Origin of the sequence: uncultured Citricoccus sp., assembly GCF_937871995.1 — a bacterium.
Taxonomy (GTDB): domain Bacteria; phylum Actinomycetota; class Actinomycetes; order Actinomycetales; family Micrococcaceae; genus Citricoccus.
On sequence record NZ_CALMQR010000072.1, the window covers coordinates 88976 to 102535 of the forward strand.

Below are 13560 nucleotides of genomic sequence, written 5' to 3' on the forward strand. Positions count from 1 at the left end.
GGTCCTCAGCGCCGGGCCACCAGGCCCGCCTCCCCGGGCACCCGCACCTGCGGGGCGTCGCCGTCGAACTCCAGGCGCCGCGGGTCCTCGGGGGCGAAGGGTGCCACCTGCTCCCCGGCGGCGCGGGGCCGGCCGTCCCGCACGAAGCCCAGCAACCACTCCTGCAGCCCGGAGGCCGTGGCCTCGAAGACCTCGGGGGGCAGCCCCTCGAGCATGGGGGCGTCCGCCCAGCAGGCCCGGTCACCGAACAGGAAGGGCAGCGGCATGCAGTGCGGGCTGCCGGCCCCGGGCAGCGGGCTCTGCACGGAGAACCCCCCGAGGTGCACCTCCAGGCCCGCGCCGCTGGCGGCACCGGCCAGTTCGAGGTGGGCCAGCCGGAACTGGTGCAGGGTCATCGCCTCCGCCATGCGCTCCTTGCCCGAGGCCCCGGGACGCTTGCGGTCGATCCAGGCGGCGACGGCGGCCGGGTCCTCGAAGCGGGCGTGCAGGAAGCCGTCCACGGCCTCCGGTGGGAAGGCCCGCTCGGGAGCGGGCCGCAGGAACGCGGTCGCCTCCTCCGAGGTGGACAGCAGCAGCAGGGACTCGACGTGCAACCGGGCCGCGGAGGCAGCGTAGTCGTGCAGGTCCGCGGTGAGCGCACCGCCGGTTGCGGGCATGAGGGCCATGCCGCGGCCGGCGTAGGCCCGGGCCAGGTCCGTCTGGGCGCCCAGCAGGGCGTCGAGGGGAGCCTCGGACAGCCCGCCCGAGTCGACCAGCGATGCGCTCATGAGCGCCCACCGGTCACCGAGGGCCTCCGGGGTGAGCGGGGGTTCCCAGGGCAGGCTGATGAGCGCGAGCCGGCGGAACAGCCCGGCGGCCCGTGGCTCTGCGGCCAGGGCATAGGCGTACCAGGCGCCGGCGGAGTCCCCGGCGAGGGTGACGTTGCCCGGGTCCCCGCCGAGGGCGGCGATCTCGTCCCGGACCCAGTGCAGCGCCTCCATCAGGTCACGCAGCGGGCGCTGGGACTCGTGGGCGTCACCTCGCGGGCCCAGGTGGCCCAGGGCGCCGATCCGGTAGTTCACGGTCACCAGCACGGTCTGCCCGGTCTGGACCAGGGCGGGGGAGGTGAACCACCGGGCGTTGCCGGTGCCGGAGAGGAACCCTCCGCCCGGGATGAACACCACCACGGGCAGCCCGCGGGCGCCGTCCGGGGCCTGGACCCGCAGCTGGAACGCAGACTCGGACTGCTCCAGCTCGCTGTTGGCCCCGCCCAGCAGCGCGTTCAGGGCGCCGGGGGCCTGGGGGAAGGCGGTGGCGGTCTCCGCGGTGCCGGACGCGGCCCCGTCCCGGCGCACCGGTGCCGGTTCGGAGAAGCGGTCGGCGGGGTCCGCCCTGCGGGCGTAGCGGAAGACGGCGTCCAGTCCGGTGACCGGGCCGGCGGGTCCCGTCACGCCAGGAACTCGTAGTCGTCCGCCGCCACGCCCGCCGTGATCCCCCAGTACTCGGTGGTCTGGAAGGGCCACACCTGGGAGACGCGGTTGAAGCGGTTCTTGTACCAGGTCTTCACGTAGGGCTGGCCCCAGGTCATGCGGGAGTTCTCGGCGTCCACCCAGCGGATGTGCCGGTCCAGGGCCTCCTGCTTCAGGTCCAGGGCGCGGACCCGGCGCTCGAGCAGCTGGTGGATGGCCTCCACCGTGTACTCCGCGGCCCGCTCGATCATGAAGTGCAGGCCCCCGGCCACCACGCCGCCCGTGTTGGGGCCCATCAGCATGAAGAAGTTGGGGAAGTTGGGCACCGTGATGCCGGCGAAGGCCTTCGCGTCACCGCCCCAGTAGTCGTGGATCTCCACGCCGCCGCGGCCGATGATCTCGATCGGGTCGAGGTAGTCGGAGGGCCGGAACCCGGTGGCGTAGATGACCACGTCCACCTCCAGCTCGCGACCGTCCCCGGTCACCAGCCCGTGAGGGGTGAAGGACTCCAGTCCCTCGGAGATCACCTCGGTCTGCCGGGACCTCAGCGCGGCCGCCCAGACGCCGTTGTCGCGCAGCATGCGCTTGGCGGACGGCGGGTAGTGCGGGATGGCCTTCTCCAGCAGGTCCGGGCGGCCCTCGTACTGCCCCTCCATGCGCCGGATGATGGCCTGGCGGAACTCCTCGTTGGCCCGGGAGACGCTCAGTGGCGCACCCTCCCAGCCCTCCTGGGCGGTGGCGATGTGCATCCGGCCCTCGACGCCGCCGGCGGTCACCCAGAGGCGGAACAACTGGCCGTAGCCGGGCACCTTGGCGTGCAGCCAGTCCGCGGTCTCGGACATCGGGTCGTGGTAGGTCGGTGCCGGCAGCATCCAGGGGGCACTGCGCTGGAACAGGTACAGCCGCTCCACCTCGTCGGCGATCGCGGGCACGATCTGGTAGGCGCTGGCACCGCTGCCGATCACGGCGACGCGCTTGCCGCGCAGGTCCACGGAGTGGTCCCACTCCTGGGAGTGCATCTGGGCGCCGCCGAAGGAGTCCTGACCCGGCCACTCGGGGATGTGCGGGTGGTCCAGCTGGCCCACGCCGGTCATGATCGCGTTGTAGCGACGGGTCTGCTCCCGGCCCTCGGCGGTGCGGGTGGTGGCCAGCCAGGTGGCCGAGTCCTCGTCCCACACGGCGCGCACGAGTGAGGTGTTCAGCTCGATCTGCTCGGTGAACCCGGCCTTCTCGGCCACGGTCTCCAGGTAGTCCAGGACCTCGTGGCCCTGGGCGAACTGGTGCGGCCAGTCCACGCGCTGGGCGAAGGAGAAGCTGTAGCCGTAGGTGGGGGTGTCCAGGCGCACGCCGGGGTAGTGGTTCTTCCACCAGGTGCCGCCCACGCGGTGCGAGGCCTCGATCCAGCTGTAGGGCAGCCCGGCCTCCTGGAGGCGGTAGGCGGCGGCGATCCCGGAGATCCCCGCGCCCACGATCAGGGTCTCGAACGCGTCGGTGTCCGCCCTGTCCGCGTCCGAGCGGTAGTCGTCGTAGTGCCAGTCCGGGGAACCGTTGCGGTCCGGCGCCAGCGCGAACTCATGCTTCATCTGGCCCATCCAGTTCGGGTCCCGCGCGGCGCGGCCACCGGTGAACCAGGTCAGGACCGTGTCGGCCTGCTCGGTGCTGAGCTGCGTCACCGGTTCCGGACGCTCGTCCCGCAGCCGGCGCAACCCCTCCAGGGCCAGGTCCTGGGCGCGGGCCACCTGCTCGGCGTCCAGGCCACCGTGGGGCTGCAGCGCGGTCCCCATGGGCGGCAGCGGCGGGGAGAGCTCCGGCAGCAGCAGGGAGGTGTCCTGCAGGGCGGTGGCCACGGCGGCCAGCAGGACCGGGGCCTCTGCGCCGGCGACCATCTGGCGCAGCGTCTCGTCGTCCTCGGTGATCGGCGGGTAGTGCTCCGCCCAGTACAGGTCGCCGTTCGTCGGCTGGGCGGCCGGCGGGGTGCTGATGACGGTCATGGGTCCTCCTGGAAACGTGGTTCGGGGCCTGGGGCGGGGCGGGCGATCAGGCGGTCGGCTGGCGGGCCGCGCGGACGCGGTCGTCGAGGTGGGTGCGCAGTTCCCGCACCACGCGGTCCTGGTCACCGGGGGTGAACACCGCGGCCACGTAGTGGTCCGGCCGGACCACCACGAACACCGGTTCCGCGGGCAGTCCCGCGGTCAGGGTCTCGCGGTCCTCCCGGACGCGGACGACGCCGGCCCCGTCCGGGCGTGCCGGGGCCCCGGAGCCGCGGGGGGAATCGAGGCGGACCAGCGTGGCGCCGATCGCGGTGAAGTACGGGTCCAGTCCGACGGGGTCGGCGCCCAGTCCGATCACCGACCAGCCCCGGCCCAGGAAGGCGTCGAGGCCCGCGGCCCGATCGGCGGTGCCGGGAGAACCGGGGGAGCCATCGGCGGCGGGGGCGCCCGTGACGGGGGTGACCCTGGGCTGGCCCAGCGCCCGCCCCACGGTCACCCCCGGCAGGTTCGCCGACCGCGCGTCGGGCCGGACCGCGAGACCCTCCGAGTAGTCCGGCGGGGTGACGAAACGCATGTTGGCGAGGTAGGCGTGCACGGCCGGGGCCTTGCGCAGCAGCTGCACCGTGAGGTCCCGGGCCCGGGTGGCGAGGGGATGCGTGGCCATGACGACGGCGCCGATGCGGCGCGAGAGCGTCATCATCTTGGCCCCGTGGACCCGGCGCTCGGTCTCGTAGGTGTCGAGGAGCCGTTCCGTGGCACCGCCTCGCACCGCCTCGATGAGCTTCCAGGCGATGTTGGAGGCGTCGCGGACACCGGCGTTGAGCCCCTGCCCGGCGAAGGGGGGCATCAGGTGCGCCGCGTCGCCGGCCAGGAACGCCCGGCCCGAGCGGTAGGACCGTGCGACCCGCTGGTGCGCGACGTACACGGCCGCCCGGCGGACATCGGCGGGGTCCAGCGAGGGGCGGAACGGGCGGAGCAGCTCCCGGATCATGTCCGGGGAGGTCATCTCGTCCCCGTCCTCGTGGTCGAAGAGCATGAACTCGAGCCGGAGACGGCCGTTGAGGCCCGGCACGAGGACGTAGGGGCGCTCGCCGTCGCAGTGGAACTCGGCGAACGGGTCACGCTGGACGGGCTCGTTGAGCAGGTCGATGACGATCCAGCGCTGCGGCTGCGTGGAGCCCATCAGCTCGATGCCCAGGGCGGAGCGGGTGAAGCTGCGCCCGCCGTCGGCGCCGATGAGCCAGTTGGCGGTCAGGGTGCGGGCCCCCTCGGGGGAGTCCACCTCGAGGGTGACGCCGTCGGCGTCCTGGGACAACCGGACTGCCTCGGTGCCCAGCAGCACCTCCAGGCCCGGGTGGGCCAGGGCACGGTCGAAGAGCAGCTGCTCGAGGATCGGCTGGTCGAACTGCGTCTTGGCGGGATGGCCCAGCCGGGAGGGCATGGGGCGCGCCTCGGCCAGCAGGCACTCACCGAGGCCAAAGTAGCGGCTGCCGGTGTCCAGGAGGGACTCGGCCTTGAGGGCGTCGGCGATGCCCAGCTGGTCGAAGACCCGGAACGACTCGTCCTGCAGGCTGATCGCGCGGGGCAGGTCACCGGGGGCCGTGGCCTTCTCCACCACGGTGGTCCGCACGCCGGCGTCGGCCAGCAGCAGGGCGGCGGTCAGGCCCACCGGGCCGGCCCCCACCACGATGACCTCTCGCTCAGGGTCGAATCGGTTGATCACTGTCGCCTCCTTGCTGTCGGCAGGCCCCGAGCGGGGTGCCGGTTGCCCCCTGGCGCCGATCCCCCAGGGGACCGCCCGGGGACGGAAAGTAATGCATATCACTTGATACAGCACACTAATGCGCTGTGTATGCATAGGTCAATAGAGAATATATTCTGACACCGCCAGCTGTGGGCGCCCCGTCAGCGGAGGCGGGCCTCCTCCGCCGTGGGCCGTGGTGGAGCACCGGCGGGCCGGGCGCCGATCTCGATCGACTCGCCGTCGGCGGGCACCAGGAGCTCACCGGCGAAGGTGTCCGCTGCCCGCTGCCACGCCTGTGACGGGGCGTGGGCCGGGACCAGGTGATGCAGCGCCAGGGTCCGCACGCCCGCGGAGGTCGCGAGGCGCCCGGCGTCCTCCGGCGTGGTGTGCGCGCGCCGGTGGTGGCCCATGCTGGCCTCGAGGTCCCGCGGGGTCGCCTGCGGGTACCCGGCGGCGACCGATGCGAGGTCGATGGCCTCGTGCAGGAGCAGGTCGCACCCCGCGGCCAGGCGGACCAGGTTCTCACTGGGCGCGGTGTCCCCGGAGACCGTGACCGAGCCGTGGACGGAGTCGAACCGGAACGCGAAGGCCGGCGCCATGGGCTGGTGCTGGACCAGGATGGCCGTCACCGTCACGCGCTCGTCGGCGAAGACCTCGAACGGTTCCATCACCGGGTGGTTGGCCGCGTCCGGATGGAACCCGGCGTGGGGTGGGATGGCGATGTCCACCCCCCGGAAGATGCGTGAGAGGTCCGGCGCGCGCGAGTCCCGGCGCCGGTCGTTCAGGTCCGTGGCGTGGGCCCGCAGGAGCGACTCGACCAGGTCCGCGGTGCCCGGGGTGGGTGCGTCCGGGAAGATGGGCTCCGGTGCCGTCCCGTCGTGGCCGTTCGCCGGGGGCAGCACTCCCCGCCGGCCCGGGCCGAGCACGGGGACGGTGCGTTCACCCTGGCCGCGGAAGGCGAGGCCGCCGAGCACCATGACGGAGTTCAGGTCGATGGTGTGGTCGGAGTGGTGGTGGGTGATGAAGATCCCGGCCAGGTCGGTGGGGTGCAGCCCCGCCTCTGCCATGCGCAGGGCCACGCCGTGGCCGCAGTCCACGAGGTAGACGGCGCCCTCGACGATGACGGCGGTGGCGATCCCGCTGCGGTGCCGGGGGTCACCGTCCGGGCGCAACAGCGGGCCTCCCGCCGTGCCGAGGGTGACGACGCGCATGCCCTGCGCCCGATGCTGGTCCATGGGTGTCCTGTCCACTGGTGCTGGTGCTGGTCGGGGGACGGCGGTGGGGGCCACCGGCTGACCGGTGACCCCCACCGTGGCCGCGTGCGAAGGGGTCAGCCGAAGATGCCCGCGATGACCGACTGGCTGGACTTCTGCCGGTCCGTCACGTCGGCGAGGTCCGGACGGGGCAGCAGCGGCACGTCCACCGGGTTCTCGAAGGGCAGGTCCATGTCCTCGGCGTTGGCCACCGGGCCGTGTCCGGCCGCGGCCTTGACCTCGTTGGCCTCCGGGGTGTTCAGCCAGGTGGTGAACAGTTCGGCGGCCTGCGCGTTCTCCGCCTCGTCGATGACCCCGGCGTACCAGTAGGTCGCCCAGTTGCCGCCCTCTACGGGGTAGGTGATCTCCACCGGGGCCCCGTCCCCGGTCAGGCTCAGGTAATTGCCCATGGCGCCCATGATGCAGGCGTAGGCGCGGCCCTGGACCACGGCGTTGTGGCACTCCGCGGTGTTGGAGGAGATGACGACGTCCTGGGCGGCCAGGTCGGTCAGGTAGTCCTCGCCCAGGGACTCGTCGTGCAGCACCAGGTCGGCCCACTGCATGCCGCCCCCGTCCGTGGCCGGATCGGTCATGGTGATCTTGCCCTTCAGGGCCGGGTCGAGCAGGTCCTGCCAGCTGGCCGGGACCAGGCCGACGTCCTGGCGCGTGTCGTAGACGAACCCGCGGGGAGAGGCGGAGACGGCGGTCAGGGTGCCCGCCTCGAGGGAGAACTGGGGATCGCTCGTGAGGTCCTCCGCGTTGAAGGGACGGAACTCCGCGAAGTAGTCCCGGCCCGCCAGTGCCACGGCCCCGGCGTCACCGGTGATCACCGCGTCGGCGATCCGCTGTCCCGAGGCCTGCTCCTGGGAGACCTTGGTGTCCAGCTCGGCGCCGACGACCTGCAGCGGCTCGACGCGGATCTCGGGGAAGCGCTCCTGGAAGGCCTCGAACACGCCCGGCCAGGTCGCCGTCAGCGGGGTGTAGACGTTCACCGTGGTCTGACCGCTCTCCACCGCCTCGGCGTACATCTGCTCGAACTGGGCCTGGGCCTCGGCCCCGCCGAGCCCGGCCGCGGCCTCGACCCCGTCGCGTTCGCCGAGTCCCTCGGAGGCCGGGGCGTCACCGCCGCAACCGGTCAGGAGGAGTGCTGAGGCCAGCCCGAGGGTGGTGAGGAGGGTGCGTGATTTCATGGATCGACCTTTCATGGGGGATTCCCGCGGGGGATGCGGGGGAAGGGGGAAGGGGAGTGCGGTCAGAGCGGCAGGCAGGCCAGGGAGTCGACCGGGATCCCGGCGATGACGTCCTGGCCGACCAGGGGCGAGCCGTTGGGCCAGATGTTGGCCACCTCGGCCGTGCGCAGGGAGACCGAGAACCGCTGAGGCCCCACCTCCAGCGCGTAGATGTACTCGTCGCCGAGGTAGACGATGTCGGTCACCGTGCCGGTGAACCGGTTGGGCATCGCCGTGGCCGGTTCGCCCATGATCACCGAGGCCGAGCGCATGGCGACCTCCACGGCGTCACCGGCCGCGAGGCCCGTGCGGGCCGGGCAGTCGAGGCGCAGCTCGGTGTCGTCCAGGCGGACCGAGATCCCGTGGTCGTCGGCGGTGACCACGGTGGCCCGCAGGAAGTTGTCGTAGCCCACGAAGTCGGCCACGAAGTGGGACACGGGGTGCCAGTAGATCTCCCGCGGGGTGCCGACCTGTTCGATCCGTCCCTTGTTCAGCAACACGATGCGGGTGGACAGCGAGACCGCCTCCTCCTGGTCGTGGGTGACGTAGAGGGAGGTGGTGCCCACGCGGCGGTGCATGTCCCGCAGCTCGGTGCGCATGTCCTGGCGCAACCGGGCGTCCAGGTTGGACAACGGCTCGTCGAACAGCAGCAGCCGCGGGTTGGCGACCAGCGCCCGGGCGAGGGCCACGCGCTGCTGCTGGCCGCCGGAGAGGTCCGTGGCCATCCGTCCGGCGAACTCATCGAGCCCGACCAGCTCCAGGACGTCGCGGACCCGGCGCGCCCGGTCCGGGACGCTGACCTTGCGCATGCGCAGGGGGTAGCCGACGTTGGCGGCCACGGACATGTGCGGCCACAGCGCGTAGCTCTGGAAGACCATGCCGATGTCCCGCTTCTCCGGGGGGACGTGCGTGCGCTGGGCGGGGGCGTCGACCACCTCGTCGCCGATCGAGACCCGGCCGCCCGTCGGGCGTTCCAGTCCGGCCACGCAGCGCAGCGTCGTGGTCTTGCCGCAGCCGGAGGGACCCAGCAGGGTCAGGAACTCACCCTCCTCGATCTGCAGGTCCAGCGAGGGCACGGCCGGGACGGCCTGGGGCGAGTACCGCTTCTCGAGGGACTCAATGCTGACTCTTGCCATGGGTCTTCCTATCGGGTGCCGGCCGCGCTGACCGCGCGGGCGTCGTCGGGGGTGGGGGTCGGGTGGGGCAGGGCCGCGGTCCGGGCGGTGCCGGACGGCGGCCGGACGGCGGCCACGAGGTCGCCGCGGGAACGGGTCCGGCGTTCGGACCGCCAGCGCAGCAGGCGCCCGGCGCCGAGCAGGATCGCGCCGCCCACTGCCAGCAGGGCCAGCAGGAGCAAGAGCAGTGCGGCCGCCCGGGAGCCGTTGCCGAGCTGGGTGTAGTAGTTGTAGACCAGCAGGGACACGGTCTCCGTCTTGGTGCTGGACAGCAGGATCGGGATGTCGAGACTGCCGGCGGCCATCACGCCGGTGATGAACCAGGAGGCCAGGAACGTGGGGCCGATGAGCGGGACGACGATGCTGGTCATCATGCGGACCGGGGAGGCGCCGCTGACGCGGGCCGACTCCTCCAGCTCGACGGCCAGCTGGCCGACCGGTCCACTGGTGGCGCGCTGGGCGATGGGCGTCACCACGATGACGAGGGCGATCAGCACGATCCAGACGGAGCCGTAGAGGGTGCGCAGGCCCGGCACGCTCAGGTAGGCCCACGTGATGGCCAGGGCGAGGACGATGCCGGGCACCGCCACCACCGCCCAGACGATCAGTTCCGGGACCTTGGACAACCGGTGCTTGCTGCGCAGCGCCACGTAGCTGATGACCACGGCCAGCACCGTGGCGAAGAACCCGGCCAGGATGCCCACGAAGAAGGTGTTCTGCAGGGCGCGCAGGACGCTCGGGGTGGTGAGCAGTTCCGTGTAGTGCCGCAGGGTGAACCCGGTGACGCCGAGGATGGGCTGTAAGGACCCGATGACCAGCTGCACCAGCGGCAGGATCAGGGCCACGGCGGCGTACACGAGGAAGAGCGCCAGGCCGGCCCACCTCCAGCGGCCGATGTCCTCGCGCTCCACGCGGTAGGCCTTGCCGGTGACGGTGATGAAGTTGCGGTTGCCGAGGGCCTTCGACCGGATCATCACCAGCAGGTAGATGATCGCGATCAGCAGCAGGGCCAGTGCGCTCGCGGAGTCGTAGCGGATCGGCGTGGTGGCGAGGAAGTCGTAGATCTGGGTGGGGAAGACGTAGATGCCGGCCGGCACGCCCAGGATGAGGGCGACGTCGAGCTGGCCCAGCGAGTTCACGAACCCGAGGATGGCCAGGCCGGACAGGGTGGGCAGCAGGATCGGGATGTTGATCTCCAGGAAGGTCCGCACCCTGCCGGCACCGGAGAGCAGCGAGGCCTCCTCCATCGAGCGGTTCAGGGCGCGCACCGGGCCCATGAGCAGCAGGTACATCACCGCCACGCTCTTCAGGCCGCTCACGAGGATCAGTCCCGCCCAGGACAGGGCGTCGAAGCGGACCTGGCCGTCCGGCCCGGTGCCCAGGACCTGGGTCACCAGTCCGGTCGGGCCGGTGAGCATCCCCCAGCTGATGGCGAAGAAGAGCGTGGGGATCGCGAAGATCGTGACCATCGTGATCGTGATGGTGCGGGACCCGGGGGTGTTCGTGCGCGTGGCCAGCCACGCGAGGACGAAGCCGCCGACGATGCCGATGGCCTGCACCCCGAGGGCGTACAGGACCGAGGCCCAGAGGGTGCTCCAGGTGGCCGGGTCGCCGTAGGCGTTGACGAAACCGGAGAGCCCGAACTCCCCGGCGGTCCCGGGCTGACCGCTGCGGAATGCACCGTAGACCAGCATCAGCAGCGGGTAGCCGAAGAACGCGGCGATGAACAACAGGAACAGGAGCAGGGCGGGCTGGGCGGACCTGAGTCGATTCACGAGGGCTCTCCGGGAACGGGCGGACGCTCGCCGTGGGCGGCGCGAGCGGGGGGACTGAGAATCCATACTGGATGTGATCTCAGACACTGTCAACGAGTTTGTAAAATATGTACGGAAAACATTTCTCGAGACGGGCCCGTCCTGACGCCTGCTGAAAAAACTCGACTCGAGGGGTAGCGTGATCGTCGCCACAAATATATTCTTACTGCGACAGTGCAAAATGTTGCCCGGATAGCCGGCGACGACCAGCCTCGAGGAGGACCCCGTGAGCGACACGACTCTCGACACCCCGACCACCTTCGACCCCCGGGCGTTCCGAGACGTCATGGGGCACTACCCGACGGGTGTGGTGGTCGTGACCGCCATGGTCGACGGCACCCCCGTGGGCATGGTCGTGGGCACCTTCAGCTCCGTCTCGCTGGAACCCCCGCTGGTCTCCTTCATGCCCATGACGACCTCGTCGACCTACCCGAGGCTGCGCGCCGCCGACCGGGTGTGCATCAGCGTCTTCGCCCACGACCAGCTCCAGGCCTGCCGCACGCTGGCCTCCAAGGACCCGCAGAAGTTCGACAAGGTCGACTGGACGCTCTCGGAGGCGGGTGCGCCGATGATCTCCGGCGCCGTGGCCCACATCCACGGCCGCATCGACCGGGAGGTCGAGGCGGGGGACCACTACATCACCCTCGTCGCGGTGGACGACATCGCGGTGAACCGCCCGGTCACCCCGTTGCTGTTCTTCCAGGGCGGTTACGGCGGCTTCTCCGCCACGGGACTGTCCGCCCACGTCGACGAGTCCCTCATCTCCGCGGTGCGCGTGGCGGAGGCCGCCCGCCCGCAACTGGACCGGCTGGCCCAGCAGTTCGGCTGCACCGCTGCCGCCCTCGTGCAGATCAGCGCCGTGGACCAGACCATCGGTGCCACCTCGTACGGCGGGGACACCGACGCCGACGAGCGCATCGGCGTGCGCGTCCCGCTCCTGCCCCCGCTGGGTGAGGCCGCAGTGGCCTGGAGCCCCGACCAGGTGGACCGCTGGGTCTCCCGCATCTTCCCGCAGGACGAGCAGGTGATCGCCGGCTACCGCGAGGCGGCCGAGCGCGTCCGGGCCCAGGGATACGCCATCTCCCGGGTGGACCAGGACCCGGAGGGGTACGCCGCCCTGGGCGAGGCCCTGAGCGAGTACGCCCACGGCGAGCTGACGCCGGTGCGGGACCGCGCCGTGCGCACCACGATCGCGGGGGCGGGGCACTTCTTCGGCGGGTCCGTCAGCGCGGCGGACCACTCGATCGACCTGGCGAGCGTGGTGGTCCCGGTCTTCGCCCCCGGCGCCGGGGAACCCACCAACTCCGGCCTGGTGCTGCGGTTGTGCCACCTGCCCTCGGGAGTGGGCGGGGCCACCGTGCTGGAGTGGGTCCAGGCTCTGCAGCAGGCCGCGTCCGAGGTCACCCGGACCCTCTCGAGCGGTGCCGCCAAGGACTACGCGCGCTACGCCGCCGCAGGGTTGCGCAGCGCCTGAACGGCCGGCCCCCGGACGGGCTGACACGACGAACGCCCCGGGCCAGGGCCCGGGGCGTTCGTCGTGTCTCCAGCTGGGGGGTCAGCCCTTCTGGCTCATGAACTCCTGGATGGGGGTGCCGTCCACGAGCACCTCGGCGGTGTAGGTGCCGGCGTTGGCGGTGGCGGTGTACTCGAGCTGGCCGATGATCTGCGGATCGGCGCAGCTGCCGGCGGACATCGGCTGGCCGGTCAGGTCCACGGTGACGGTGTCACCCTCGATGGAGACGTCCTCCACGCTCAGCTCGGACTGGTACAGGGCGTTGATCAGGCCGTTGGAGTGCTCGTACGTCCGGTCCTCCAGCAGGGCCTCGATGCCGGCCTCGACGCGCTCGGTGGTACCGACCTCACCGGAGCCGGACGCCTTCACGGTGGACTCGACCAGCAGCTCACCGCACCCGGGGAACTCGACGCCCTGATGACCGGACCCGGCCGGGGACACCCAGTAGACGGTGGCCTCGCCGGCTGCGGCCGCGGCGGAGGACGGGGCCGCGGCCGGTGTCGAGGCCGTGGGGGACGACGAGGCCGGGGCCTCGGACGTGGGTGCGGCCGACGCCGATGGTGACTCGGACGCCGACGCGGAGGCGGCCCGCGTCTCGGTGGGGGACGCGGCCTGGCTGGACGCGGAGGCTGACGGGCTGGCGCTGGAGCTCGCGCTCGAACTGGCAGGCGAGGAGGCCGGGGCCGGGGTCTCGGTGGGCACGTCGGCGACCTGGCAGGCGGTCAGGCCGAGGGAGAGCGCCGCGGCCAGGCCGGCGACGGCGAGAAGGGGTCGGCGTGGTGTTCGCGTCAAGCTCATGCCCCTGAGCCTAGACGAGCGCCGCGCCTAGACTCGAACCATGATGGACTGGATCGCCTCCCTGCCGCTCGGCTGGGCCATCCTGCTGTTCTGGTCCCTGGCGATCGTCCGCGCGACCACCACCTATGCCCTCGCGCGCGGGATCGCCGCCGGTGCCGAGCGCACGTCCCTGCGCCGGCACCTGTCCGGGCCGCTCTACCTGCGCGCCATGAGGTTCGTGGACCGCTGGGGCCCGTGGGCGATCCCCCTGTGCTTCATGACCGTCGGCCTCCAGACCGCTGTGATCAGCACCGCCGGCATCACCCGGATGCGCTGGCGCCGGTTCATCCCCGCCATGCTCGTGGGCGCACTGATCTGGGGCGTCATCTACGGCACCGTCGGCATGGCCGTGGTCTGGGCCGTCATCACCACCGCCATGGCCAGTCCCTGGGCCGCCGCCGCGCTGGTCCTGGCCCTGGCCGGCGTCGCGGTCCTGGTGCTGTGGCGTACCGGCGGGATGGCCCTGCTGCGCGCCTCCCGGACCCAGCGCCGTGCCCGGGCCGTGGCCGGGCGCGCCGGTGATTACATCGATGTCGGCAGGCGCGACCGATGGTGT

At 72.0% G+C, this 13560-nt stretch carries 10 protein-coding genes; 2 read left to right on the plus strand and 8 right to left on the minus strand.

What is annotated here, in order from left to right; all coding sequences use genetic code 11:
- Positions 1-5: 5 nt before the first annotated feature.
- The 7 genes from Q0283_RS08465 to Q0283_RS08495 form a co-directional block, all read right to left on the minus strand.
- Positions 6-1430: a carboxylesterase family protein gene (locus Q0283_RS08465; RefSeq protein WP_298044190.1), complete on the minus strand. Its 1425-nt coding sequence runs from the start codon at positions 1428-1430 to the stop codon at positions 6-8.
- Positions 1427-3439, minus strand: a complete 2013-nt coding sequence (locus tag Q0283_RS08470; protein WP_298044192.1) for an NAD(P)/FAD-dependent oxidoreductase — start codon at positions 3437-3439, stop codon at positions 1427-1429. The genes Q0283_RS08465 and Q0283_RS08470 overlap by 4 nt, the downstream gene beginning before the upstream one ends.
- A 46-nt stretch (positions 3440-3485) precedes the next feature.
- The gene (locus Q0283_RS08475; RefSeq protein WP_298044193.1) at positions 3486-5162 is read right to left on the minus strand and encodes an FAD-dependent monooxygenase; all 1677 of its coding nucleotides are present in this window, start codon (positions 5160-5162) and stop codon (positions 3486-3488) included.
- Between the two features lie 182 nt (positions 5163-5344).
- Complete coding sequence (locus Q0283_RS08480) at positions 5345-6418, minus strand: MBL fold metallo-hydrolase (protein ID WP_183529004.1); 1074 nt, start codon at positions 6416-6418, stop codon at positions 5345-5347.
- Positions 6419-6513: 95 nt separating this feature from the next.
- Positions 6514-7626, minus strand: coding sequence for an ABC transporter substrate-binding protein (locus Q0283_RS08485; RefSeq protein ID WP_298044194.1), 1113 nt, complete (start codon positions 7624-7626; stop codon positions 6514-6516).
- Between the two features lie 62 nt (positions 7627-7688).
- The gene (locus Q0283_RS08490) at positions 7689-8801 is read right to left on the minus strand and encodes an ABC transporter ATP-binding protein (protein WP_183529000.1); all 1113 of its coding nucleotides are present in this window, start codon (positions 8799-8801) and stop codon (positions 7689-7691) included.
- Positions 8802-8809: 8 nt separating this feature from the next.
- Positions 8810-10615 carry an iron ABC transporter permease gene (locus tag Q0283_RS08495; protein ID WP_298044195.1) on the minus strand — a complete coding sequence of 602 codons (1806 nt, stop codon included), beginning with the start codon at positions 10613-10615 and terminating at the stop codon, positions 8810-8812.
- Positions 10616-10880: 265 nt separating this feature from the next.
- Here Q0283_RS08495 and Q0283_RS08500 point away from each other — a divergent pair, with 265 nt between their 5' ends.
- Entirely contained in the window at positions 10881-12128 is a 1248-nt protein-coding gene (locus tag Q0283_RS08500) for a flavin reductase family protein (protein ID WP_183528996.1), read from the plus strand.
- Positions 12129-12209: 81 nt separating this feature from the next.
- Here the strand turns inward: Q0283_RS08500 and Q0283_RS08505 are convergent, their stop codons facing one another.
- Entirely contained in the window at positions 12210-12965 is a 756-nt protein-coding gene (locus Q0283_RS08505) for a GerMN domain-containing protein (RefSeq protein ID WP_183528994.1), read from the minus strand.
- Positions 12966-13005: 40 nt separating this feature from the next.
- On the opposite strand from Q0283_RS08505, the gene Q0283_RS08510 reads away from it, so the two are divergent.
- Positions 13006-13560: DedA family protein (locus Q0283_RS08510; protein WP_298044196.1), on the plus strand; the 555-nt coding region annotated here is incomplete at its 3' end.